The sequence below is a fragment of the Streptomyces griseoloalbus genome (genome assembly GCA_014650015.1).
Classification (GTDB): domain Bacteria; phylum Actinomycetota; class Actinomycetes; order Streptomycetales; family Streptomycetaceae; genus Streptomyces; species Streptomyces griseoloalbus.
Window position 1 is genome coordinate 255,021 of record BMUD01000001.1, and the last position, 22,609, is coordinate 277,629.

A 22,609-nucleotide genomic window follows, 5' to 3' on the forward strand; every position below is an offset into this window, starting at 1 on the left:
GATGAAATCCGCCGCTGACCGCGTTGGTGCCTTCCGGTAGATCAGGACGATCGGAGGGCACCCGCGTGACAGCGCAACGGGGATGGGCACGGCGACTGACCGGGTACGCGTGGCGGCATCGCAAGGACGTCGTCCTCGCCCTGGGCTCCTCCCTCGGCGGCATGGCCGTGATGGCGCTGGTCCCGCTGATCACCAAGGTGATCATCGACGACGTGATCGGCGACAAGACCAGGGACATGGCCACCTGGGCCGGTCTGCTCATCGCCGCCGCGCTCGTCGTCTACGTCCTCACCTACGTCCGCCGCTACTACGGCGGCCGGCTCGCCCTCGACGTCCAGCACGACCTGCGGACCGAGATGTACACGACGATCACCCGGCTGGACGGCAGACGCCAGGACGAGCTGTCCACCGGGCAGGTCATCGGACGCGCCACCAGCGACCTCCAGCTCATCCAGGGCCTGCTCTTCATGCTGCCGATGACCATCGGCAACCTGCTGCTGTTCCTGATCTCCCTGGTGATCATGGCGTCGCTGTCGCTGCCGCTCACCCTCGTCGCCCTCGCCGTGGCCCCCGCCCTGTGGTGGATCGCCAAGCACAGCCGCACCCGGCTGCACCCCTCCACCTGGTACGCGCAGGCGCAGGCCGGCGCCGTGGCCGGGGTGGTCGACGGCGCGATCAGCGGCGTGCGCGTGGTGAAGGGCTTCGGGCAGGAGGAGCAGGAGGCGGGCAAGCTGCGCGAGGTCGGCCGGCGGCTGTACGCCGGGCGGCTGCGCACCGTCCGGCTGAACTCCCGGTACACCCCGGCGCTCCAGGCCGTCCCCGCCCTCGGCCAGGTGGCGATGCTGGCGCTCGGCGGCTGGCTCGCCGTACGCGGGAACATCACGCTGGGCACGTTCGTCGCCTTCTCCACCTACCTTGCCCAGCTCGTCGGCCCCGTCCGGATGCTCGCGATGGTCCTCACCGTCGGCCAGCAGGCCCGCGCCGGCACCGAACGCGTCCTGGAGCTGATCGACACCGAGCCGTCACTGGCCGACGGCACCACGACGCTGCCCGCCGACGCCCCCGCGACCGTCGAGTTCGACGACGTCTCCTTCGGCTACGACTCCGACCGCCCGGTCCTGGACGGCCTCTCCTTCGAGATCAGCCCCGGCGAGACCCTCGCCGTCGTCGGCTCCTCCGGCTCCGGCAAGTCCACCGTCTCCCTGCTCCTGCCGCGCTTCTACGACGTCACCCACGGCGCCGTCCTCGTCGGGGGCCACGATGTGCGCGAGCTGACGCAGGAGTCCCTGCGCGCCGCGATCGGGCTGGTCCCCGAGGACTCGTTCCTCTTCTCCGACACCGTGCGCAACAACATCGCGTACGGCCGCCCGGACGCCACCGACGAGCAGATCACCGCCGCCGCCCGCGCGGCCCAGGCGGACGGGTTCATCTCCGAGCTGCCCGACGGCTACGACACCACGGTCGGCGAGCACGGACTGACCCTCTCCGGCGGGCAGCGCCAGCGCGTCGCCCTGGCCCGCGCGATCCTCACCGACCCGCGCCTGCTGGTCCTGGACGACGCCACCTCCGCCGTGGACGCCCGCGTCGAGCACGAGATCCACGAGGCCCTCAAGGGGGTCATGCGGGGCCGTACGACCCTGCTGATCGCCCACCGCCGTTCCACCCTCAACCTCGCCGACCGCATCGCCGTCCTCGACGGCGGCCGGCTCGCCGACATCGGCACCCACGAGGAGCTCCAGCGGCGCTGCGCCCTCTACCGCCGCCTGCTCACCGACCCCGACGAGCTGGGCGCCGTCTCCCCGGGCCACACCCCGCCCGCCGGACCGCAGGAGGAGGACACCTCCGTCCGCGCGGAGCTGGACGCCGAGTTCGACGCCGAACGGGGGGTCACCCCACGGCTGTGGACCGGCGACCGCGAGCCCAAGGACACCGCCCTGGCCGGCACCCCGGCCACCCCGGAACTCCTCGCCCAGGTGGAGGCGCTGCCCCCGGCGAACGACGTCCCCGGCGTCGACGAGGCCCAGGCCGTCCGCCCGGAGGACTCCTACGGCCTGCGCCGCCTGCTGCGCGGCTTCCGAACGCCCCTCCTCATCAGCCTCGGCCTCGTCGCCGTGGACGCCGGCATGGGACTGCTGCTGCCGGTGCTGATCCGGCACGGCATCGACCAGGGCGTCAACCAGGCAGCCATCGGCGCGGTGTGGGCGGCCTCGCTGCTCGCCCTGATCACCGTGGTCGTGCAGTGGTCGGCGCAGATCGGCGAGACCCGGATGACCGGCCGCACCGGTGAACGCGTCCTGTACGCGCTGCGGCTGAAGATCTTCGCCCAGCTCCAGCGGCTCGGCCTCGACTACTACGAGCGCGAGCTGACCGGCCGGATCATGACCCGGATGACGACGGACGTCGACGCGCTGTCCACGTTCCTGCAGACGGGCCTGGTCACGGCGTTCGTGTCGGTGGTCACCTTCTTCGGCATCATGGCCGCCCTGCTGGTGATCGACATCGAGCTCGCCCTGGTCGTCTTCGCCACCCTGCCCCCGCTGATCGTCGCGACGTACTTCTTCCGCCGGGCCAGTGTGAAGGCGTACGAACTGGCCCGCGAGCGGGTGTCGTTGGTCAACGCCGACCTGCAGGAGTCGGTGTCCGGGCTGCGGATCGTGCAGGCCTTCCGCCGCGAGCGGGACGGCGGACGCCGGTTCGCCGCACGCAGCGCCGACTACCGCAGCGCGCGCATCCGCGGCCAGTGGCTGATCTCGGTGTACTTCCCGTTCGTGCAGTTCCTGTCCTCGACGGCGGCCGCGGCGGTGCTGATCGCGGGCGGTGCGCGGATCGACGACGGGACGCTGACGACCGGCGCCCTGGTGGCGTACCTGCTCTACATCGACCTGTTCTTCGCGCCGGTGCAGCAGCTGTCCCAGGTCTTCGACGGCTACCAGCAGGCGTCCGTCTCGCTGGGCCGCATCCAGGAGCTGCTGCGCGAGCCGACCTCCACCCGGGCCCCGAAGAAGCCGCTCGACGTCACCTCCCTGCGCGGGGAGATCGCCTTCGAGGACGTGCGCTTCGCGTACGGCGACGGCGAGGAGGCGCTCGAAGGCATCGACATCACCGTCCCCGCCGGGCAGACCGTCGCCTTCGTCGGCGAGACCGGCGCCGGGAAGTCCACCCTGGTCAAGCTGGTCGCCCGGTTCTACGACCCCACGGGCGGCAGGGTCACCGTCGACGGCACGGACCTGAGGGACCTGGACCTCACCGCGTACCGGCACCGGCTGGGCGTCGTCCCGCAGGAGGCGTACCTCTTCCCGGGGACCGTCCGCGACGCCATCGCCTACGGGCGCCCGGACGCCACCGACGCCGAGGTCGAGGCGGCGGCCCGGGCGGTCGGCGCGCACGAGATGATCGCCACGCTGGAGGGCGGCTACCTCCACGAGGTCGCCGAGCGGGGCCGCAACCTCTCCGCCGGTCAGCGCCAGCTGATCGCGCTGGCCCGCGCCGAACTCGTCGACCCGGACATCCTGTTGCTCGACGAGGCCACGGCCGCGCTCGACCTGGCCACCGAGGCCCAGGTCAACCAGGCCACCGACCGGCTGGCCGGCCGTCGTACGACACTGGTCGTCGCCCACCGCCTGACCACCGCCGCCCGCGCCGACCGGGTCGTCGTCATCGACCACGGCAGGGTCGCGGAGGACGGCACGCACGAGGAACTGCTCCGGCTCGGCGGCAAGTACGCCGAGCTGTGGCGGACGTTCGTGGGGGAGGACGTCCCGGCTCCGGCCTGAGGGGCGCCCGTCGTGCGACCCGCGCGCAACCATCCGGCCTACGTCACGCGTCCGTACACGCGTACGCCGTTGGGCGCGGCAGGCGCGGTACGGGAGGACGACTGTGGGCAGTGGAGCGATACGCCGGAGACTCGCGCTGGGCCTGGCGGTGTTGACCGCCTCGGGAGTGCTCTCCGTCGCCGCACCCGGTGACGCGCACGCCGCCGCGTCCTGTGCCGGGCGCAAGGTGCGCACCCTGCCGTTCTCCACCGGGTCGGTGGTCCTTTACAAGCGGGGCGGCTACGTCTGTGCCGTCACCTACGCCACGAAGCCCGGGACGAAACGGAAGATGTCGGTGAGCCTGCGGGCGCGCGGGGGCCGCCCGGTCGTCGACGAGGGCACGTACAAGCACCACGCCGGCCCGGTGACCGTGCACGCGGGCCGGCGCTGCGTGTGGGTGAAGGGCAGGGTCGGCGGAGGGTCCGTCAGCTCCGGCTGGATCCTGTGCTGACCCGCGCGTGACCGAGGGTTATCCCTATGTCCCCTGGTGCTGTGGGGAGTCGGTCCGCTAGCTTCCGGCGCACATCTGTCTCACAGGGGAGTGCGCATGCGCAAGGCGCTCAGATGGCTGCTGGCGCTCACGGTGCTCATAGGCACACTGAGTACGGCCGGGGCGGCCACCGCCGCCGAGCCGAAGGTCACCGGCAGCACTGACATCAAGGAGAGACTGCTCTCCGTTCCGGGCATGAGCCTGGTCGAGGAGAAGCCGTACACCGGGTACCGCTTCTTCGTCCTCAACTACACCCAGCCGGTCGACCACCGCAGGCCCTCCGAGGGCACGTTCCAGCAGCGGATCACCGTGCTGCACAAGGACACCGCGCGGCCGACCGTCTTCTACACCGGCGGCTACAGCGTCTCCACGACGCCCCGCCGCAGCGAGCCGACCCAGATCGTGGACGGCAACCAGGTCTCCATGGAGTACCGCTTCTTCACGCCGTCCCGGCCCGACCCGGCCGACTGGTCCAAGCTGGACATCTGGCAGGCCGCCAGCGACCAGCACCGCATCTTCAAGGCGCTGAAGGGCATCTACTCCGAGAACTGGATCTCCACCGGCGGCTCCAAGGGCGGCATGACCGCCACCTACTACGAGCGTTTCTACCCGCGTGACATGGACGGCGTGGTCGCCTACGTCGCCCCCAACGACGTGGTGAACAAGGAGGACTCGGCCTACGACCGCTTCTTCGCGAACGTCGGCACCAAGGAGTGCCGCGACCGGCTGAACGGGGTGCAGCGCGAGGCGCTGGTGCGCCGCGAGCCGCTGGAGAAGAAGTACGAGGCGTACGCCGCCGAGAACGGCTACACCTTCGACACCATCGGCAGCCTGGACCGGGCGTATGAGGCCGTCGTCCTGGACTACGTGTGGGGCTTCTGGCAGTACAGCACCCCGGCGGACTGCGAGCAGATCCCGGCGGACGCGAAGAACGCCACCGACGACGAGATCTGGACCTCGGTCGACACCGTCTCCGGGTTCTCGTTCTACACGGACCAGGGCCTGAGCCCGTACACGCCGTACTACTACCAGGCCGGTACGCAGCTGGGCGCGCCGACCATCCACTTCCCGCACATCGAGAAGCAGTACGTCCGCTACGGCTACCAGCCGCCGCGCCACTTCGTGCCCCGCTCGATCGACATGAAGTTCGAGCCGCGGGTCATGCGGGACGTCGACAGCTGGGTCCGCGACAACGCGCACCAGATGCTGTTCGTGTACGGCGAGAACGACCCGTGGGGCGCCGAGCCGTTCCGCCTCGGGCGCGGCGCGCGTGACGCGTACGTCTTCACCGCGCCCGGCATGAACCACGGCGCGAACGTGGCCGGTCTGGTCGCCGAGGAGAAGGCGTTCGCCACGGCCCGCATCCTCGACTGGGCGGACGTCGCCCCGAGCGCGGTCCAGGAGAACCCGGCGGCGGCGAAGCCGCTGGCGAAGTACGACGCCAAGCTCGACCAGCGGGACGTCGAGCGGCAGCGGACGCTGCGCCCGTGACACCGCGTCCGGTACGGGACTACACCGGGCGGGCGCAGCCCACCGGTGTGGTCCCGCCGAGCCGGACGTAGAGGGCCGTGGACGCCGGGCACTCGGACCGGTCGTCCACGGCCTTCGTCACCTCGAACTGCGGTTTCCGCTTGCCCGAGCCGTCGCACGCCGTCTCGCGGACCTTGCCGTCGCCCAGGTCGTAGACGCAGTCGCCGACGATGGTGCGCGGCCCGCCCCCGCCGCCCGGGTCCCCGGGGTGCGGCGGCTGGAGGTGGCGCATGCAGGCGTAGCCGCGCGGCACCGCCCCGTCGCCGTCCTCGTCGGAGGAGGGGCGCTGCTCGCTGATGTGCAGCACGAAGTCGGTGGTCGCAGGGCAGCGCGGCCCGTCGCGCACCGTTCCGTCGTGGCGGGCGACCACCCGGGCCGCCGCCCGTTCACTGGTACAGGACACCTCGGTGAAACTCGTGCGCCCGAAGGAGCTGCACTCGTCGACCGCGAGGAACACCGCCCCGTACCCGGATGGCAGGGCCGGTGCCGGCGACACCGTCGCCGTGCTCCGCCCGCCCACTCGGCCGTCCTCCTCGGCACCGCCGCCCGGCGCGCTCTGGCAGCCGGTGAGCAGCACCGCGCCCGCCGCCGCGAGCGCGGCGAACGTCCCCCACCCATTTCCCACGTGCATCGTCATCCCCCCGGACACCCCTGTCCAGCGTGACCCGGCGAGCCGGGTCACGCCAGACATGTGGGGTGCTTTGCGCACTTCGGGTGTGGTGTGTCGGGTGTGTGGCGTACGGGTGCTACGTCCAAGTGGGGAGGGGCGGGGCCCGCGTGCGGCGGCTGGGGCCTGTCTGACGATTCCCGCCTGCCTCGCGACGCCATGCACGCACTCTCGCCGCACCGGGCGCGGAGCCGAGTACATCCCGTACGAGGCTCTGCGCCCGGCACGCCGAGAGCACGCACCTGACGCCGCGAGGCCGTCCTGCGGGCGACGACGCGAATGGTCAGACGGGTCCTAGTACGTCAGCCCGTGCCCGACGGGATACAGCACCGTCGCCGGGTCGTCCGCCCGCTGCACCGGCACCGGGAGCGTCCCGCGCGGGTCCGCCCTGCCCGCGATCACCCGTGCCGCCGCCCGCAGTTCGACGTCGGTCCAGGAGTACGACGCCACATACGCGGCCACGCCGGGCAGGTGGGCCACGTCGTACGGGTTGCGGACCGCCACCGCCACCACCGGCGTGCCGGTCGCCAGCAGCTGTTCGACCAGCGTCTTCTGGCTGCCGGCCGCCGTGACGTTGTACGTCCCGACGACGACCGCGTCCGCGTCCCGCGCCGCCGCCACCGCCTTGGCGATGGTCGCGGCCGACGGTGCCGTGCCGGTGGACAGGGCGGTGGCGGTGAACCCCAGCTCGGTGAGCGCGCCCGCGAGGGTCTCGGTCGGCGGTCCCGTCGTGCCGGACGGGGAGGCGGGGTCGGCGCCGACCACGAGCAGCTTCGGCCGGCTGCGGGGGGACAGCGGCAGCAGGCCGCCCTCGTTGACCAGCAGGGTGGTGGTCCGCTCGGCGATGCGGTCGGCCGTGGCCAGGTGGGAGCGGGTGCCGACGGTGCGGTCGACGCCGGCGTGGGTGACGTACGGGTCCTGGAACAGGCCCAGTTTCGCCTTCAGCCGCAGCACGCGCAGGATCGACTCGTCGAGCCGGGCCTCGGTCAGCTCGCCGTCCCGCACGGCGTTCAGGACCGCGTTCCAGGCCACGTCGAGGGAGGGCGGGTTGAGCAGCTGGTCCACGCCGGCCTTCAGCGCCAGCACCGGCACCCGGGCGTCGCCGTACTTGCTGCGGACGCCCTCCATGCCGAGGGAGTCGGTGACGACGACCCCGTCGTAGCCCAGCTCCTCGCGCAGGATGCCGGTGAGGATCGGGCGGGAGAGGGTGGCCGGGTCCTCGGAGGCGTCGAGGGCGGGGACGACGATGTGCGCGGTCATGATCGAGTCGATGCCCGCGGCGATCGCCGCCCGGAACGGCGGCGCGTCCAGCTGGTCCCACTGCTCGCGGGTGTGGTGGATGTAGGGGAGCTTGGCGTGGCTGTCGTCGACCGTGTCGCCGTGCCCGGGGAAGTGTTTGGCCGTCGAGGCGATGCGGGACGACTGGTAGCCCTTGACCTCCGCCACGACGAGCTCCGCGACGGACCGCGGGTCGGAGCCGAGGGAGCGGACGCCGATGACGGGGTTGGCCGGGTTGACGTTGACGTCGGCCACCGGGGAGTAGTTCTGGCGGATGCCCAGGGCGCGCAGTTCGCTGCCCGCGATCCGGCCGAGGGTGCGGGCGTCGGCGCGGGAACCGCCCGCGCCGATGGCCATCGCCCCCGGGAACAGCGTCGCCGGCTCGCCCACGCGGGCCACGATGCCGTGCTCCTGGTCGGTGGAGACGAGCACGGGCAGCCCGCGCTCCAGCGCGAGGGACGCCTCCTGGATGCCGTTGGACAGGTCCGCGATCTGGTGCGGTGCGCGGGTGTTGTGCGCCCAGGCGAAGTAGATGATGCCGCCGACCCGGTACTTGGCGAGCAGTTCGGCGGCCGTGCGGACACCGATCTCCTTCAGGTTGGCGTCGATGTCCGCCTGGTCGGGGTCGGTGGCGGAGTGGCCGTAGACCCGCATCACGAACAGCTGGCCGACCTTCTCCTCCAGCGTCATGCGAGAGATGAGGGCGCGGAGCTTTCGGTCGTCGGGGGCGGACGGGCCGGTGGCGGCGTGGACGGTGCCGCCGGCCGCGAGGGCGGTGGTGACGCCCGCCGTCGCGGCGAGGACGGCCCGTCTGGACGGACGTGCGGTGTTTCCCGTGCTTCCGGTGCTGCTGTCGGGCACGTGCGCTCCTTTTGGAAGGTGATCCGCGGGGGACCGGGGATCCGCTGAAGGAAACTGCCAGGACGCCACCAATATCCGGGAAGTTTCTGCCAGTCAAGGGCGCGCGCACCAACCGGGCAGGGGCCGTCATCGGCGCGGTGGGAGGGGGCGCGCCGATGACGGCGTGCTGCCGGCCGCGGCACGGCGGAGAGGGTAGGTCAGCGATCGCAGCCAGCAGCGAGGCCGACACCGCACCACGGAGACTCATCCGGCAGCCTGCACATGGGACGGGCCGAGGCGGGGACGGGTTCCCCGGCCGGGCCGTATTTCCCGAAGTCGGGGCCGGCGGTCCTGACGGGGTTAGCGGGGCGCGTGCGCCGACACCTCGGGCCAGTGCTCGCGCAGCGTGCGCACCGTCTCCGCGATCGCCGGGCGGCGGGCCGCACCGGCGCGCCACAGCGCGTACAGCCGTCGTACGGGCATCGGGTCGAGCGGCACCTCCACCACCCCCTCGGGCAGCGGGCCGCGCCCCAGCCGGGGGATCAGCGCGATGCCGAGCCCGGCCGCGACCAGGGCGACCAGGGTCGGGTTCTCGTCGGCCTGGTGGACGATCTCCGGCTCGTGCCCGGCCGCGCGCAGGGTGCGCACCAGCCACTCGTGGCAGACCCGCCCCGGCGGCTGGCAGATCCACCGCTCGCCGCCCAGCTCCTCCCGCCGGACCGCCGTACGTCCCGCGAACGGATGGTGGCGGGGCACCAGCAGATCGCACAGGTCGTTCCCGACGACCGCCTGCTCCACGCCCGCCGGGGCGGGCAGCGGCGCGATGTCCCAGTCGTGCGCGACCACGAGGTCGACGGCGCCCTTGGCCACCAGGTCCACGGAGAGATGGGGGTCGATCTCGGTGAGCCGCGTGTCGAGCGCGGGGTGCCGGCGGGCCAGGTCGGCCAGCACGGGCGGCATCAGCCCGCGCGCCGCCGAGGCGAACGCGGCGATGGTCAGCCGTCCGGCCGGCACCCCGCGCCGCTCCTCCAGCTCGGTCTCCGCCCGCTCCACGATGGCGATCAGCTCCCGGGCGGCGCGCACCAGCTGATGCGCCTCGTCGGTCAGCCGGACGCCCCGGCCCTCCCGTTCCAGCAGCACGGTCCGGGTCTCCCGCTCCAGCTTGGCGATCTGCTGGGAGACGGCGGAGGAGGTGTACCCGAGCGCCACGGCGGCGGCGCCGACGGTGCCGTGGACGGAGACGGCGTGCAGGGCGCGCAGACGCTGGAGGTCGAGCATGACGGCTCCCGATCGGTTAGTGATGCTTCATCCAACCATGCAGGAATGATCGCTGGTGCTGAAGGGTGATGGGCGGTGATCCTCTACGTATGCGACCTTCCCACCTGTTCCTCGCCGTCCTCGTCGCCGCCGTCTGGGGGGTGAACTTCACCGTCATCGAGATCGGGCTCGACCACTTCCCGCCGCTGCTCTTCTCCGCCCTGCGTTTCCTCGTGGCGGCGCTGCCCGCGGTCTTCCTCGTGGGGCGCCCCAACGTGGCGTGGAAGTGGATCCTCGGGGTGGGACTGGCGCTCGGGGTGGCCAAGTTCGGGCTGCTGTTCGTCGGCATGGACGCGGGGATGCCGGGCGGACTGTCCTCGCTGGTGCTCCAGGTCCAGGCGGTGTTCACCGCCCTGTTCGCCTTCGCGCTGCTCGGTGAACGCCCCTCGAAGATACGGCTGGTGGGCATGGCGGTGGCGCTGGCCGGGATCGGCGTGGCGGCGGTCGACGAGGGCGCCTCGGGCCCGCTGGGCGGCTTCGCCCTGGTCGTCGCGGCGGCGGCCTGCTGGGGCGTCTCCAACATCCTGACCCGTAAGGCGTCGCCCCCGGACGCCCTGAACTTCATGATCTGGGTGAGCACGGTTCCGGTGCTGCCGCTGCTGGCCCTGTCGCTGCTGCTGGAGGGCCCGTCGCGGGACCTGGACGCCCTGCGAGGCCTCGACTGGCAGGGCGCGGGCACGGTGCTCTTCGTCGCCTGGATCGCCACCGTGTTCGGCTTCGGCGCCTGGGGCTGGCTGCTGCGCCGCCACCCCGCCTCCACCGTCGCGCCGTTCTCCCTGCTCGTCCCGGTCTTCGGCATGTCGTCGGCCGCGCTGTTCCTGGGGGAGTCGGTGACCCCGCTGCGGTGGTGCGCGGCGGCGCTGCTGGTGGGCGGAGTGGCCCTGGCGTCGGTGTCGCTTCGGCGGCCCACCGCTCAGGTCCCGCCGGCGGGCGTCCCGGCCCCCGGGGCGGCCGTCGGCCGCTCATGAGCGCCGCCGCGGCGGGAACCCCGTCCGACGACCCGGAGCGTGCGCGAGAGCCCGCCCGGCTGCCCCGCGGGCGGCCGCCGCCCGCCCGGCGCCTCCGGTCACCGCCACCGGCGCCCCACCCCTCCACGGCCTCGGCCGGGACGGACTCGGACGGACGTGCACGCGAACGCCGCAGTCCTGCGGTCAGGCCGACTCGTTGAGGAGCCGGGCCAGGTGCTCGCGGCCGGGGGTGAGCAGACCGGGGAGCGGGGCGGCGTCGGCGTACCAGCGCTTCTCGTACTCCCAGCAGAGCCAGCCGTCCCAGCTGTGGCGGGAGAGGACCTCCACGCAGTCGGTCAGCGGCAGCACACCGGTGCCGAGCGGCAGCGGGGTCATGTCGTCGGCGGAGGCGATGTCCTTGACCTGGACGTAGCCGAGGTGGGGGGAGAGGGCCGCGAAGCTCTCCACGGGCTGCTCGCCGCCGAGCCAGGTGTGCATCACGTCCCACAGCGCGCCCACGTGGCGGTGGCCGACCAGGCCGAGGATGCGCATCGCGTCGGCGCCGGTGCGGTGCGAGTCGTGGGTCTCCAGCAGGATGCGCACGCCCAGGTCGGCCGCGTACTCGGCGGCGGTGCCCAGTCGGCGGGCGGCCGTCGCGTCCGCCTCCTCGGGGCTCTGCTCGGTGCCGCCGCCGGGGAAGACCCGGATGTACGGGGCGCCCAGGTCGCGCGCCAGGTCGAGCAGGGCGCGGATCTCGGCGAGGACGGGAGCGTCCTCGCCCGGGGCGGCGACCCGGGCGTATCCGGCGAGGCCCAGGAGTCCGACGCCGGCCGCCTTGAACTCGGCCGCGACGTCCGCGCGTTGCGCCGGGGTGAGGTTCGGGTGGACGGGTTCCTCGGGGTGGGCGCGCAGTTCGACGCCGTGGTAGCCGTGCGCGGTCGCGAGGGCCAGCACGTCGGTGAGAGGCAGGCCGGGGACACCGAGGGTGGAGAACGCCAGCTTCATGTCAAGGGACCTTACCCCGGGACCCCGGAGTCAAGACTCAGGCGCCAGTCCTGGCCGACCAGGTCCCGGCCGAAGGAGCGGTGCGGTTTCTCGGCGACCAGGTCGAAGCCGTGGCGCCGGTAGACGCGGCGGGCGGCGGACAGCACGTCGTTGGTCCACAGGACCAGGTCGCGGTAGCCGGCGCCGCGCGCGAAGCCGACGACGGCCGTGACGAGCCGGTCGCCGATGCCGAGTCCGCGCGCGTCCGGCTCGACCAGCAGCAGCCGCAGGCGGGCCGTGGCGGGTGCCTCGTCCCGTACGCACATCACACTGCCCACGGGCCGGCCGTCCGACTCGGCGATCCACACGCGCTCCAGAGCCGGGTCGTGGTCCTGCGCGTAGTCGGCGACGATCCGGGCGACCAGGCCCTCGCAGTCGGCGTTCCAGCCGTACTCGGCCGCGTACAGCGCGGCGTTGCGCTGCACGATCCAGCCCAGGTCGCCGGGGCCGGGCTCGCGCGGGACGACGTCCTCGGGGCCGGGCGGGCGGCCGTCGGAGAGGAGGTCGCGGATGGTGTGCATGGCCTCCGCGAGGCGGCCCCGGTCGGCGGCCGGGACCTGCGACAGCAGGGAGCCGAGGCGCGGGGAACCGCGCGCTCAGCCCTCGACTGCCCGCACGGGGCCACCCGACCGCACCTCCCTGAAGGGGCGCGGGGAACTGCGCGACCGCCCCCACAACCCGCACCGGCGGTGATCGCCCCGGACCCGAGGTCCGATCACTCCCGCGGCGCCGCCGCGGACCCACGCACCATCAATTCCCCCCGCACCGCCGCGATCCCCCCGGGCGGCGCCTCCTCCCGCCCCATCGCGATCCGCCCCGCCCGCGCCCCCGCCTCCGTCAGCGGCAACCGCACCGTCGTCAGCGCGGGCACCACGTCGATGCTGAACGGCAGGTCGTCGAAGCCGGCCACCGACACGTCGTCCGGGATCCGCAGCCCGGAGTCCCGCAGCGCCGCGCACGCGCCCAGCGCGACGGAGTCGTTCGCGGCGACGACGGCCGTCAACGACGGGTCCCTGCGCAGGAGTTCCAGCGTGGCCTCGTAACCGGACCGGCGGTCGTAGCGGCCGTGGACGGTCCACCGCGGATCCTCCTCGATGCCGTGCGCGGCCAGCGCGGCCCGGTGCCCCTCCAGCCGGTGCCGCGTCGTCGTGCGCTCCTGCGGGCCCGCGATGTACCCCAGCCGCCGGTGCCCGAGGCCGATCAGATGCTCGGTCAGTTCCTGGCCCCCGCCGCGGTTGTCGAAGGTCAGCGCGACCGCCCCGGTCTCCGGCGCCGGCGGCCGGCCGCACAGCACCACCCGGGTCCCGGCGTCCCCCAGTTTGCGCAGCTTCGTGTCCATGGCGGCCTTGTGCGACGCGTTCTCGATCGCGCCGCCGGTCAGCACCACCGCCGCCGCGCGCTGCCGCTGGAGCAGGGTGAGGTAGGTCAGTTCGCGCTCGGGCGAGCCGCCCGTGTTGCACACCACCCCGAGTCTCTCCCCGCCCGCGCGCCCGCCCGGACCCCCGATCTCCCCCTGGATCGCGCTCGCCATGATCCCGAAGAACGGGTCGGCGATGTCGTTCACCAGGATCCCCACCAGGTCGGACGTGGCGGCGGCCAGGGCGCTGGCGGGGCCGTTGAGGACGTAGTCCAGTTCGTCCACGGCCTTCAGCACCCGCTCACGGGTGGACGCGGCCACGGGATAGTTCCCGTTGAGCACGCGCGACACCGTCGCGGGGGAGACCTGTGCGCGAGCCGCCACGTCCGCCAGGGTCACCGTCATGTCTCGTCCTCCGCCTCGCGCGTCCCGCCGTACGCCGTCGTACACACCCACACCCGTGGCCGTGGTTCCGAGCAGACCCTACGGCCATCCGCGCGGTTGTTCGCCCGCTCGAACAACTCCGGTCCGCCGTGGTCTTGTCCACACCGCCGTTCAGAGGCTAGCTTCTCTGTACATAGAAAGCGCTTGCTGTGACGTTCACCAGTCACCCGTCACGCGTCGGCAGTCGCCGCGTGACGGGTGGGGCGTACGCGGCGCGCGGACCGCGTACGAAGGGAATGACGTGACACGCAAGACGGTGCGTATCGCCATGAACGGTGTGACCGGGCGCATGGGCTACCGCCAGCACCTGGTCCGCTCCATCCTGGCCCTGCGCGAGCAGGGCGGCCTCGACCTCGGTGACGGCACCGTGCTGTGGCCGGAGCCGATCCTGGTCGGCCGCCGTGAGCACGCGCTCAAGGCGCTGGCCGAGCGGCACGGCCTCGAGCACATCTCGACGGACGTGGACGCGGTCCTCGCCGACGAGAGCGTCGACATCTACTTCGACGCGCAGGTGACCTCGGCCCGCGAGGAGGCGCTCAGGAAGGCGATCGCCGCGGGCAAGCACATCTACACCGAGAAGCCCACCGCCACCGGCCTCGACGGTGCCCTGGAACTCGCCCGCCTGGCGAACGCGGCCGGCATCAAGCACGGCGTCGTCCAGGACAAGCTGTTCCTGCCGGGCCTGCTGAAGCTGAAGCGGCTCATCGACGGCGGCTTCTTCGGCCGGATCCTCTCGGTGCGCGGCGAGTTCGGCTACTGGGTGTTCGAGGGCGACTGGCAGGAGGCCCAGCGCCCGTCGTGGAACTACCGCGCCGAGGACGGCGGCGGCATCGTCGTCGACATGTTCCCGCACTGGGAGTACGTGCTGCACGAGCTGTTCGGCCGGGTGAGGACCGTCCAGGCCCTCACCGCCACCCACGTCCCGCAGCGCTGGGACGAGAACGGCAAGCCCTACGACGCCACCGCCGACGACGCCGCCTACGGCATCTTCGAACTGGACGGCGGCGCGATCGCCCAGATCAACTCCTCCTGGACGGTGCGCGTCAACCGCGACGAACTCGTCGAGTTCCAGGTGGACGGCACCGAGGGCTCGGCCGTCGCCGGCCTGCGCGACTGCCGCGTCCAGCACCGCTCCGCCACCCCGAAGCCGGTCTGGAACCCGGACATCCCCGCCACCGAGGTCTTCCGCGACCAGTGGCAGGAGGTGCCGGACAACGGCGAGTTCGACAACGGCTTCAAGGCCCAGTGGGAGCTGTTCCTCAAGCACGTCTACGCCGACGCCCCCTACCACTGGGACCTGCTGGCCGGCGCCCGCGGCGTCCAGCTCGCCGAACTGGGCCTGAAGTCCTCCGCCGAGGGCCGCCGCCTCGACGTACCGGAGATCGCGCTGTGACCCTGCACCTGCCCGACGCGAACGGCATGCTGCGGGCCTACGAGCCCCGCACCGAGCCCCTCTCCGTCAACCCCGGAGCCCCCTTCACCTCCCGTACGGTCTTCTCCGCCGCGCACGTCGTCGCCGACCCGTACGCCGACACCACCCCCGACGCGCCCGCCGCCGTCGACTGGGACGCCACCCTCGCCTTCCGCCGCCACCTGTGGTCCCACGGGCTCGGTGTCGCCGAGGCCATGGACACCGCCCAGCGCGGCATGGGCCTGGACTGGGCGGGCGCCGCCGAGCTGATCCGCCGCTCGGCCGCCGAGGCGCAGGCGGTCGGCGGCCGGATCGCCTGCGGCGTGGGCACCGACCAGATCACCGGCGGCACCCTCGCCGAGGTGCGCGCCGCCTACGAGGAACAGCTCGCGCTGGTCGAGGAGTCGGGCGCGCAGGCCATCCTCATGGCGTCCCGCGCCCTGGCCGCCACCGCGCGCGGCCCCGAGGACTACCTGGAGGTCTACGGCCACCTCCTGCGCCAGGCCGCCGAGCCGGTGATCCTGCACTGGCTCGGCCCGATGTTCGACCCGGCGCTCGAGGGCTACTGGGGCTCCACGGACCTCGACGCGGCCACCGGCACCTTCCTTGAGGTCATCGCCGCCCACCCCGACAAGGTCGACGGCATCAAGGTCTCGCTCCTGGACGCCCAGCGCGAGATCGACCTGCGCCGCCGCCTCCCGCAGGGGGTGCGCTGCTATACCGGCGACGACTTCAACTACCCCGAGCTGATCGCGGGCGACGACCAGGGCTTCAGCCACGCCCTGCTCGGCATCTTCGACCCGCTGGGCCCGCTGGCCGCCGAGGCGGTCCGGGTGCTCGACACGGGGAACACGGCAGGCTTCCGCGCCCTCCTCGACCCCACCGTGGAACTCTCCCGCCACCTCTTCCAGGCCCCGACCCGCTTCTACAAGACGGGCGTGGTCCTCCTGGCCTGGCTGGCGGGCCACCAGAGCCACTTCACGATGGTCGGCGGCCTGCAGTCGGCCCGCTCCCTGCCGCACTTCGCCCGCGCCTACGAACTCGCCGACGGCCTCGGCCTGTTCCCCGACCCCAAGCTCGCCGAGGAACGGATGAGGACCCTGCTGCACCTGTACGGAGTGACCCCGTGACCGGCCTCGCGCGCTTCAGCATCAACCAGATGACGGTCAAGCAGCTGTCCCTGCCGGAACTCGTCGACGTCTGCCGGGACCTGGGCGTGCCGGGCGTGGGCCTGTGGCGCGAGCCGGTCCAGGCGTACGGCGTTCAGGCGGCGGCGAAGCTCGTGCGCGACGCGGGCCTGGCGGTCACGACGCTGTGCCGGGGCGGCTTCCTCACCGCGATCGACGCCGGCGAGCGGGCCGCCGCGCTGGCCGACAACCGCCGTGCCGTCGACGAGGCGGCCACCCTGGGCACCGACACCCTGGTCCTGGTCTCGGGCGGCCTGCCGGCCGGATCCAAGGACCTGCGCGGCGCCCGGGAACGCATCGCGGACGCCCTGGCGGAGCTGGGCCCGTACGCGGAGCGGCACGGGGTGAAGCTGGCCATCGAGCCGCTGCACCCGATGTTCGCCTCCGACCGGTGCGTGGTCTCCACCCTCGCCCAGGCCCTCGACCTCGCCGAACGCTTCCCCGCCCACCAGGTCGGCGTCACCGTCGACACCTACCACATCTGGTGGGACGACACCGCGCCCGCGCAGATCGCCCGCGCCGGCGCCCAGAACCGCATCCACACCTTCCAGCTCGCCGACTGGACCACCCCGCTGCCCGAGGGCGTCCTCAACGGCCGGGGCCAGATCGGCGACGGCGCGGTCGACATGCGGGAGTGGAAGGGGTACGTGGAGGCGGCCGGTTACACCGGCGCCATCGAGGTCGAGCTCTTCAACGACGCGCTGTGGGCCCGGGACGGGCGCGAGGTGCTCGCCGAGACGGCGGCGCGCTTCGTGGAGCACGCGGGGTGAGGGCCGCCGCGCGCTGAGGCGCGGGGTACGTGCGTGCGGACACGGTGTGGCCGGGCGCACGTACCCCGGGCGCGGAGCGTGCCGTCAGGCTTCCGCTCCCGAACCCGGCACACCGGCCCGCAGATGCGCCGCCAGACGGCGCAGCTCGACGAGGGCACCGGCGTCCGACCCGTCGCCCAGCGGGTAGTGCAGGGCCGGCCCGGAGGCGGGCCCCAGGACGACCGGCCGTACCGCGACGGGCGGGCGACGGGCATGGGTGAGGCCGATGGCCCGCACGTCCCGCGCACCCAGGGTGAAGGCGACCGGGACGGGCGGCGGCTGGAGCACGGGCGCCGTGGTGAGGTCGCGGGAGGCCCGCCGTACCGAGGTCAGCATCGTCGTCAGGCCGTGCTCCGCGACGAGGTTCCCGGCGAGGGGTGCGATCGCCTCCAGGGGCGGTTCCTCACCCTCCCCGTACCCGAGGGTGAGCGTCACGTCCTGCTCGACACCGGCGGTGGTCCGCGTGACCCGGATCCACGCCAGCGCGGGCCGGTCGGGGTGTCCCGTCACGATCAGATGGGTCGGCTCGGGGGCCCGGTCACGAGCCAGGCCGGTCAGCCGACGTGGCGACCAGGGCAGGTTGACCGGTTCCGCGGTGCCCCAGCCGGCCGGCGCCGAGCCGGTGAGCGCACGCCAGGCCGTCTCGAGCGCTTCCCCCAGGACGGTGTCCTCGTGCGCGGGGAGCGTCGTACGGAACGCCACGACGAACTGCCGGTCACTCGACGGGGATGTCCGGCCGAACGCCTCGGCGACCGAGGCCGTGCCGTCCTCCCCGAGCGCGGGCGTGAACGTCCCGTCCTGCCAGCGCAGCACCGCCCCGGACAGGCCGTCGTAGTAGCCCTGTGCCGGGTCCTGGACGACCCAGCGGTTGGGCACCTGGAGGAGGGTGGCGCGGGCCGGGGCACTGAGCCGGACGTGCGGCGGGGTGACGATCTGCAGGGCACGGTCCGACTCGGAGGTGTCGCGCAGCACCTCGGAGAGCCAGGTGGTCAGGGCCAGCACGGGCCGGTCGGACAGGACGACGGCCGTGCTGTCGGTGAGGACGTCCACGACCGGCTGTCCGTCGTCCGGCGCGACGGCCGCACGCACGTCCACGACCCCGGTACCCGCCGCCGACTCGGGCCAGGTGCTGCCGCCCAGCAGCAGGGCGAGCCGCCCGCACACCGATCCCGCCAGCCGCTCGGCCTCGGGCACGGCGCCGGAGGCCCGGGCCTCGGTCCACCAGAACGGCACGGGCACGTCCTGCCCGAGCAGCCGTTCGGCCTCCCCGGGGACCTGGACCAGCAGCGGGGCCTCCACGGACACCAGAGGCCTGCCGTCCGGGGCGCACAGCCGCAGCACCGCGCCCGCGGACCCGGCGGTCACGGCCGCCTCGGGCCCGCCCGCGTACAGGCCGGCCAGCAGGGCCCAGGTGTCCGGCATCTTCGGGGTGAGGGCGATGACGTCCTTGGTCACGACTGCTCCTCCTCTTCGGCTCCGGCGAGCGCGGTCTGGACGAGGCGGTGCTGCCGGCCGCGGCGGACCAGGGTGCCGCGCCCGGGCGGCTGCGCGGAGGCGTACAGGCCGGGGAAGAGCTGTCCCTCGGTGCGGTCGCCGGTCATCACCAGGGCGGTGGTGCCCGTCTCGCGCAGGGTGGTCAGGAGCGGCTCGTACAGCGCGCGGGAGGCTCCCGCGGTGCGGCGCGCCAGGACGAAGTGCAGGCCGATGTCCTGCGCGGAGGAGACGTACGGCAGGAAGGGTGCGAGGGGCTGCTGGCCGGCGGTGGTGAGGATGTCGTAGTCGTCGACGAGGATGACGATCCGCGGGCCCCGGAAAGCGGGTTCGCCGGTCTCGGGCGCGTCCGGGTCGGCGGTCTCCGGCATCCTCTTCCGCAGTTCGGCGGCGATGCCCGTGGAGAGGGCGGCGGCGAGCGCGGCGTTGTGGGCGTAGCCGCCCCGGTACGGCTCCGGGACGACGCCACGCAGGCCGCGGCGCGGGTCGAAGACACCGAAGACCAGCTCGTCGTCGGAGTACCGCTCGACGAGCCCGGCGACGATCAGCTTCAGCAGGTTCGTCTTGCCGCACTCGTTGTCGCCGAGGACCAGCAGGTGCTGGTCGCCGCCGAAGAGGTCGAGCAGCACGGGGGCGAGCGCGTCCTGGTCGAGGCCGACCGGTATCCGCCGCGGCTCGGCGGCCGGCGAGGGCAGCCGGGTCGCCGGCAGCCGGGCCGGCAGCACCCGCACCGGGGCGGCGGGTTCGCCGTGCCAGGTGGCGTGGACGGTCCGGACCGCCTCGTCGAGGGCCGGGCCCAGGTCGCCGGTCGTGGGCGAGCCGTCGATGCGGGGCAGGGCGGCCTGCGCGAACAGCTTGCCGTCGGTGAGCACCCGGCCGGGCACGTCCGGCGAGAGGGTCTCGGAGAGCCTGCGGTCGACGGAGGAGTCGGCGGGGTCGTTGAGGCGCAGCTCGACGCGGGTGCCGAAGAGCGACTGGCCGGCGATGCGTACGTCGTTCCAGCGCAGCATGCCCGCCACCACGTGGATGCCGTAGCCGCCGCCCCGCTTCAGCAGGTCGGCGACCGGCTCGTCGAGGTCGGCGAAGTCGTCACGCAGCGCGCCGAAGCCGTCGATCACGAGGACGACGTCGGTGGAGCCGAGTTGCGGCAGCCGGCCCTGGGCGCGGAGCCGGCGGAGCTGGTCGACGGAGTCGATGCCGTGCTCCCGGAACACCGTCTCCCGTTGGTCGAGCATGGCGCGCACCTCGGCCACCGTCCGGGCCGCCCGCTCGCGGTCGGCCCGGACGGCGATCCCGCCGACGTGCGGCAGGGCGGCCGTCGCCGACAGGCCGCCACCGACCAGGTCCAGGCCGTACACGGCGACGTCGCGGGGCGTGTGGGTGACCGCCAGGGACAGCACGAGGGTCCGCAGCAGCGTGGTCTTGCCGGACTGGGGGCCGCCGATCACGGCCACGTGGCCGCCGGCCGTGGTCAGGTCCAGCACCCACTGGCCCTGCCACTGACGGGCCGGGTCGTCGAGCACGCCGAGCGGCACCCGCATCCCGCCGGTGGCGCGCGCCAGGTGCAGTCCGTGCTCGGAGACCCGGGCCGGTCCGGCGGCGGCGTCCAGGGTGACGGCGTCCGGCAGCGGGGGCAGCCAGACACGGCGCACGGCGGGGGCGGCGTCGGTGAGCCGGCCGACCATGAGGGACAGGACGGTCGGGCCGGTCTCCCGCCGGGTGGCGGCGGGTTCCTCCGCCGGCTCCTCGGTCCGCTCCGCGGTGTTGTACGCCGGGTAGGGCAGGGCGAGCGGCTCCTCGCCCCGCTGCTCGCGCACCGTCGGGCCGCGGTGGGCGCCGGAGACGTACCCGGCCTTGAACCGTTCGTAGGTGGAGGTGTCGACCTTGAGGTAGCCGAATCCGGGCAGGGGCGGCAGATGGAAGGCGTCGGTGGTGTCGAGGACGGTGCGGGACTCGTCGGCGGAGAAGGTCCGCAGGCCCAGCCGGTACGACAGATAGGTGTCCAGGCCCTTGAGCCTGCCGCCCTCGATGCGCTGGCTGGACAGCAGCAGATGGACGCCGATGGAGCGGCCGATGCGGCCGATGGACAGGAACAGGTCGATGAAGTCCGGCTTCGCGGTGAGGAGTTCACCGAACTCGTCGATGACGACGAACAGGTGCGGCAGCGGTTCGAGGTCCGGCCTCCGCGTCGCGCGCAGCTCGGCGTAGTGACCGATGTCGGCGACGTTGCCGGCGTCCTTCAGGACCTGCTGGCGGCGTGTGACCTCGCCGGCGAGGCTGGTGTGGACGCGTTCGACGAGACCGGCCTGGTTCTCCAGGTTGGTGATCATTCCGGCGGTGTGCGGGAGTCCGGCGAAGGGGGCGAACGTGGCGCCGCCCTTGTAGTCGACCAGGACGAGCGCCAGCTGCTCGGGGGAATGGGTGGCGGCCAGGGCGAGGACGAGGGTGCGCAGCAGTTCGCTCTTGCCCGAACCGGTCGCGCCCACGCACAGTCCGTGCGGGCCCATGCCGAGCTGGGAGGACTCCTTCAGGTCCAGCAGGACCGGTTCATGACGGTCCGTGACGCCGATGGGCACGCGGAGGAAGTCGCGTTCGCCGCGGGGCTTCCACAGGGTGGACAGGTCCGGGTCGGCGGGATCGGCGATGCCGAGGAGCGCGGGGAAGTCGACCGGCCCGGTGACGGGGCTTCCCTCGGCGGCGGACTCCGGCGACAGCCGCAGCGGGGCCAGCAGCCGGGCGATGCCCTCCGCCCCGGCCGCGGTGACCGGGTCGACGGTGCCCTCGGCGGCGGTGACCGGTGCGGTGGTGCCCTCGGCGCCGGTACGCCGCAGGTCCTCGACGACCATCCGTTCGCCGTGGACGGTGATGCGCACGCTCACCTCGTCCGGCTCGTGGACCTGCTCCTGGAGGAGGTGCAGCACGGTGACCCCCATGTCCGGCAGGCCGACCGCCGAGTCCGGGCGCGGGAGTTCCGCGGCCGGCTCGCCGTGGGCGTCGACGACCACCAGCAGCCGGCCCGCCAGCCGCAGTGCGTTCCGGTCGGCGAGCCCGCGCCGCACCTCCGCCGCGTACGCGGACTGCCGGCCCAGCTCGTGCCGGAGCAGTCCGGCCAGCTGCCGGAGATCGGGCGCGATGCGACGGGCGGCCACGGGACCGTCGTGCGCCTGCGGATCCAGCACGTGGGGCAGCCACTTCGCCCACTCCCACTCGGCCAGCCGCTCGCCGGGCACGGCCAGGGCGAGCGCGACGTCGTCGGGAGCGTGCGTCACCGCCGTCTGCACCAGCAGGGCGCGGGCGACCCGCAGGACGTCCTCCCGGGCGCCGACGACGCTGACGTTCCCGGCGCGGTCCAGCGGCACGGTCAAGGGCACGTCCGCGGCCGTGGCGAACCGGCGCTGCAGGGCGCGCGCCTCGTTGAGCATGAACGGGTCCGGCGGCGTCAGCACCCCGCCGGCGCCGCTCTGCTGGATCGCCGGCTCCTGCACCGGCACGTCACCGAGACCGGCCCGCACCCGCAGGAAGTCGGCGTCCCGGCGGCGCCGCTCCCACAGCCGGGCGGGGTCCCGCACCAGGTCGTACAGCGCCTCCGGCGGCGGGTTCAGCTCACGCTCCGCGTCCCGCAGCCGCCGCTCCGCGGCGCCGAGTTCCTCCCGCAGTTCCTCCAGGTACTCCAGGTAGCGCTCACGCTGGGTGCGCCGGGTGCGCTGCGCCTTGCCGCGCTGCGACAGGAACAGCGCCACCGCGCCCAGCAGCGCGAAGACCAGCACGATCGCGCCCACCACCGCGAACCGGCTGTTGCGGATCACGGTCATCATGACCACGGACCCCATGACGCCGGCCATCGGCAGCAGGGCGGTGGCCGCGTTGCCGGTCTTCCCCTCGGGCAGGTTGGGCGGCGCCTCGACCGTACGGGGCCGGGCGGGTTCCAGGGGGCGGGTGCTGCGGGCGGGCCGGTGGACGATTCTCAGGGTCACGGGCGGGCTAC

14 protein-coding genes and 1 pseudogene are annotated in these 22,609 nt (G+C 73.4%); 7 read left to right on the forward strand and 8 right to left on the reverse strand.

Going from position 1 to position 22,609, the window contains the following annotated elements; genetic code table 11:
• Positions 1–65: 65 nt before the first annotated feature.
• The 3 genes from IE178_RS01180 to IE178_RS01190 all read left to right on the forward strand — a co-directional run bounded on the left by IE178_RS01180 (position 66) and on the right by IE178_RS01190 (position 5,793).
• Entirely contained in the window at positions 66–3,773 is a 3,708-nt protein-coding gene (locus IE178_RS01180) for an ABC transporter ATP-binding protein (protein ID WP_193510961.1), read from the forward strand.
• Between the two features lie 103 nt (positions 3,774–3,876).
• A complete protein-coding gene (locus IE178_RS01185; protein ID WP_184760495.1) occupies positions 3,877–4,263 on the forward strand; it encodes a hypothetical protein in 387 nt (128 codons plus the stop codon).
• A 96-nt stretch (positions 4,264–4,359) separates the two neighbouring features.
• On the forward strand, positions 4,360–5,793 hold the full coding sequence (locus IE178_RS01190; protein WP_193510962.1) for a S28 family serine protease: 1,434 nt from the start codon (positions 4,360–4,362) through the stop codon (positions 5,791–5,793).
• A gap of 19 nt (positions 5,794–5,812) precedes the next feature.
• On the opposite strand, the gene IE178_RS01195 is transcribed toward IE178_RS01190, so the two are convergent.
• From IE178_RS01195 to IE178_RS01205, 3 genes are all read right to left on the reverse strand, one after another.
• Positions 5,813–6,463: a hypothetical protein gene (locus IE178_RS01195; protein ID WP_193511170.1), complete on the reverse strand. Its 651-nt coding sequence runs from the start codon at positions 6,461–6,463 to the stop codon at positions 5,813–5,815.
• 330 nt (positions 6,464–6,793) lie between these two features.
• Positions 6,794–8,638 carry a glycoside hydrolase family 3 protein gene (locus IE178_RS01200; protein ID WP_193510963.1) on the reverse strand — a complete coding sequence of 615 codons (1,845 nt, stop codon included), beginning with the start codon at positions 8,636–8,638 and terminating at the stop codon, positions 6,794–6,796.
• 339 nt (positions 8,639–8,977) lie between these two features.
• Positions 8,978–9,895: a LysR family transcriptional regulator gene (locus IE178_RS01205; RefSeq protein ID WP_184760499.1), complete on the reverse strand. Its 918-nt coding sequence runs from the start codon at positions 9,893–9,895 to the stop codon at positions 8,978–8,980.
• An 89-nt stretch (positions 9,896–9,984) separates the two neighbouring features.
• On the opposite strand from IE178_RS01205, the gene IE178_RS01210 reads away from it, so the two are divergent.
• Positions 9,985–10,902 (forward strand): EamA family transporter, encoded by a 918-nt coding sequence (locus tag IE178_RS01210; RefSeq protein ID WP_193510964.1) that lies wholly within the window; start codon positions 9,985–9,987, stop codon positions 10,900–10,902.
• A 183-nt stretch (positions 10,903–11,085) separates the two neighbouring features.
• Here the strand turns inward: IE178_RS01210 and IE178_RS01215 are convergent, their stop codons facing one another.
• The 3 genes and pseudogenes from IE178_RS01215 to IE178_RS01225 all read right to left on the reverse strand — a co-directional run bounded on the left by IE178_RS01215 (position 11,086) and on the right by IE178_RS01225 (position 13,687).
• Positions 11,086–11,886 (reverse strand): sugar phosphate isomerase/epimerase family protein, encoded by an 801-nt coding sequence (locus tag IE178_RS01215; RefSeq protein WP_193510965.1) that lies wholly within the window; start codon positions 11,884–11,886, stop codon positions 11,086–11,088.
• Positions 11,887–11,897: 11 nt separating this feature from the next.
• Positions 11,898–12,500 (reverse strand): annotated as a pseudogene (locus IE178_RS01220) (GNAT family N-acetyltransferase); the annotation flags it as partial.
• Positions 12,501–12,640: 140 nt separating this feature from the next.
• Positions 12,641–13,687, reverse strand: coding sequence for a LacI family DNA-binding transcriptional regulator (locus IE178_RS01225; protein ID WP_193510966.1), 1,047 nt, complete (start codon positions 13,685–13,687; stop codon positions 12,641–12,643).
• A 280-nt stretch (positions 13,688–13,967) separates the two neighbouring features.
• On the opposite strand from IE178_RS01225, the gene IE178_RS01230 reads away from it, so the two are divergent.
• From IE178_RS01230 to IE178_RS01240, 3 genes are read left to right on the forward strand one after another with little or no spacing between them, the layout of a single operon-like run.
• Positions 13,968–15,119, forward strand: a complete 1,152-nt coding sequence (locus IE178_RS01230; protein WP_184760503.1) for a Gfo/Idh/MocA family protein — start codon at positions 13,968–13,970, stop codon at positions 15,117–15,119.
• Positions 15,116–16,267 (forward strand): dihydrodipicolinate synthase family protein, encoded by a 1,152-nt coding sequence (locus tag IE178_RS01235; protein WP_193510967.1) that lies wholly within the window; start codon positions 15,116–15,118, stop codon positions 16,265–16,267. Before IE178_RS01230 ends, IE178_RS01235 begins: the two co-directional genes overlap by 4 nt.
• A complete protein-coding gene (locus IE178_RS01240; protein ID WP_193510968.1) occupies positions 16,264–17,094 on the forward strand; it encodes a sugar phosphate isomerase/epimerase family protein in 831 nt (276 codons plus the stop codon). Before IE178_RS01235 ends, IE178_RS01240 begins: the two co-directional genes overlap by 4 nt.
• Before the next feature lie 84 nt (positions 17,095–17,178).
• On the opposite strand, the gene IE178_RS01245 is transcribed toward IE178_RS01240, so the two are convergent.
• Together IE178_RS01245 and eccCa are read right to left on the reverse strand one after the other, a co-directional pair.
• Complete coding sequence (locus IE178_RS01245; protein ID WP_193510969.1) at positions 17,179–18,588, reverse strand: DUF6177 family protein; 1,410 nt, start codon at positions 18,586–18,588, stop codon at positions 17,179–17,181.
• Positions 18,585–22,598, reverse strand: a complete 4,014-nt coding sequence (eccCa, locus tag IE178_RS01250) for a type VII secretion protein EccCa (protein ID WP_193510970.1) — start codon at positions 22,596–22,598, stop codon at positions 18,585–18,587. The genes IE178_RS01245 and eccCa overlap by 4 nt, the downstream gene beginning before the upstream one ends.
• Positions 22,599–22,609 lie beyond the last annotated feature (11 nt).

Bases quoted from the DNA above. Each gene is read 5' to 3' on its own strand.
- IE178_RS01190 (WP_193510962.1), top strand. From the start codon at position 4,360: ATGCGCAAGGCGCTCAGATGGCTGCTGGCGCTCACGGTGCTCATAGGC.
- IE178_RS01225 (WP_193510966.1), bottom strand. From the start codon at position 13,687: ATGACGGTGACCCTGGCGGACGTGGCGGCTCGCGCACAGGTCTCCCCC.
- IE178_RS01215 (WP_193510965.1), bottom strand. From the start codon at position 11,886: ATGAAGCTGGCGTTCTCCACCCTCGGTGTCCCCGGCCTGCCTCTCACC.
- IE178_RS01195 (WP_193511170.1), bottom strand. From the start codon at position 6,463: ATGCACGTGGGAAATGGGTGGGGGACGTTCGCCGCGCTCGCGGCGGCG.
- IE178_RS01210 (WP_193510964.1), top strand. From the start codon at position 9,985: ATGCGACCTTCCCACCTGTTCCTCGCCGTCCTCGTCGCCGCCGTCTGG.
- IE178_RS01205 (WP_184760499.1), bottom strand. From the start codon at position 9,895: ATGCTCGACCTCCAGCGTCTGCGCGCCCTGCACGCCGTCTCCGTCCAC.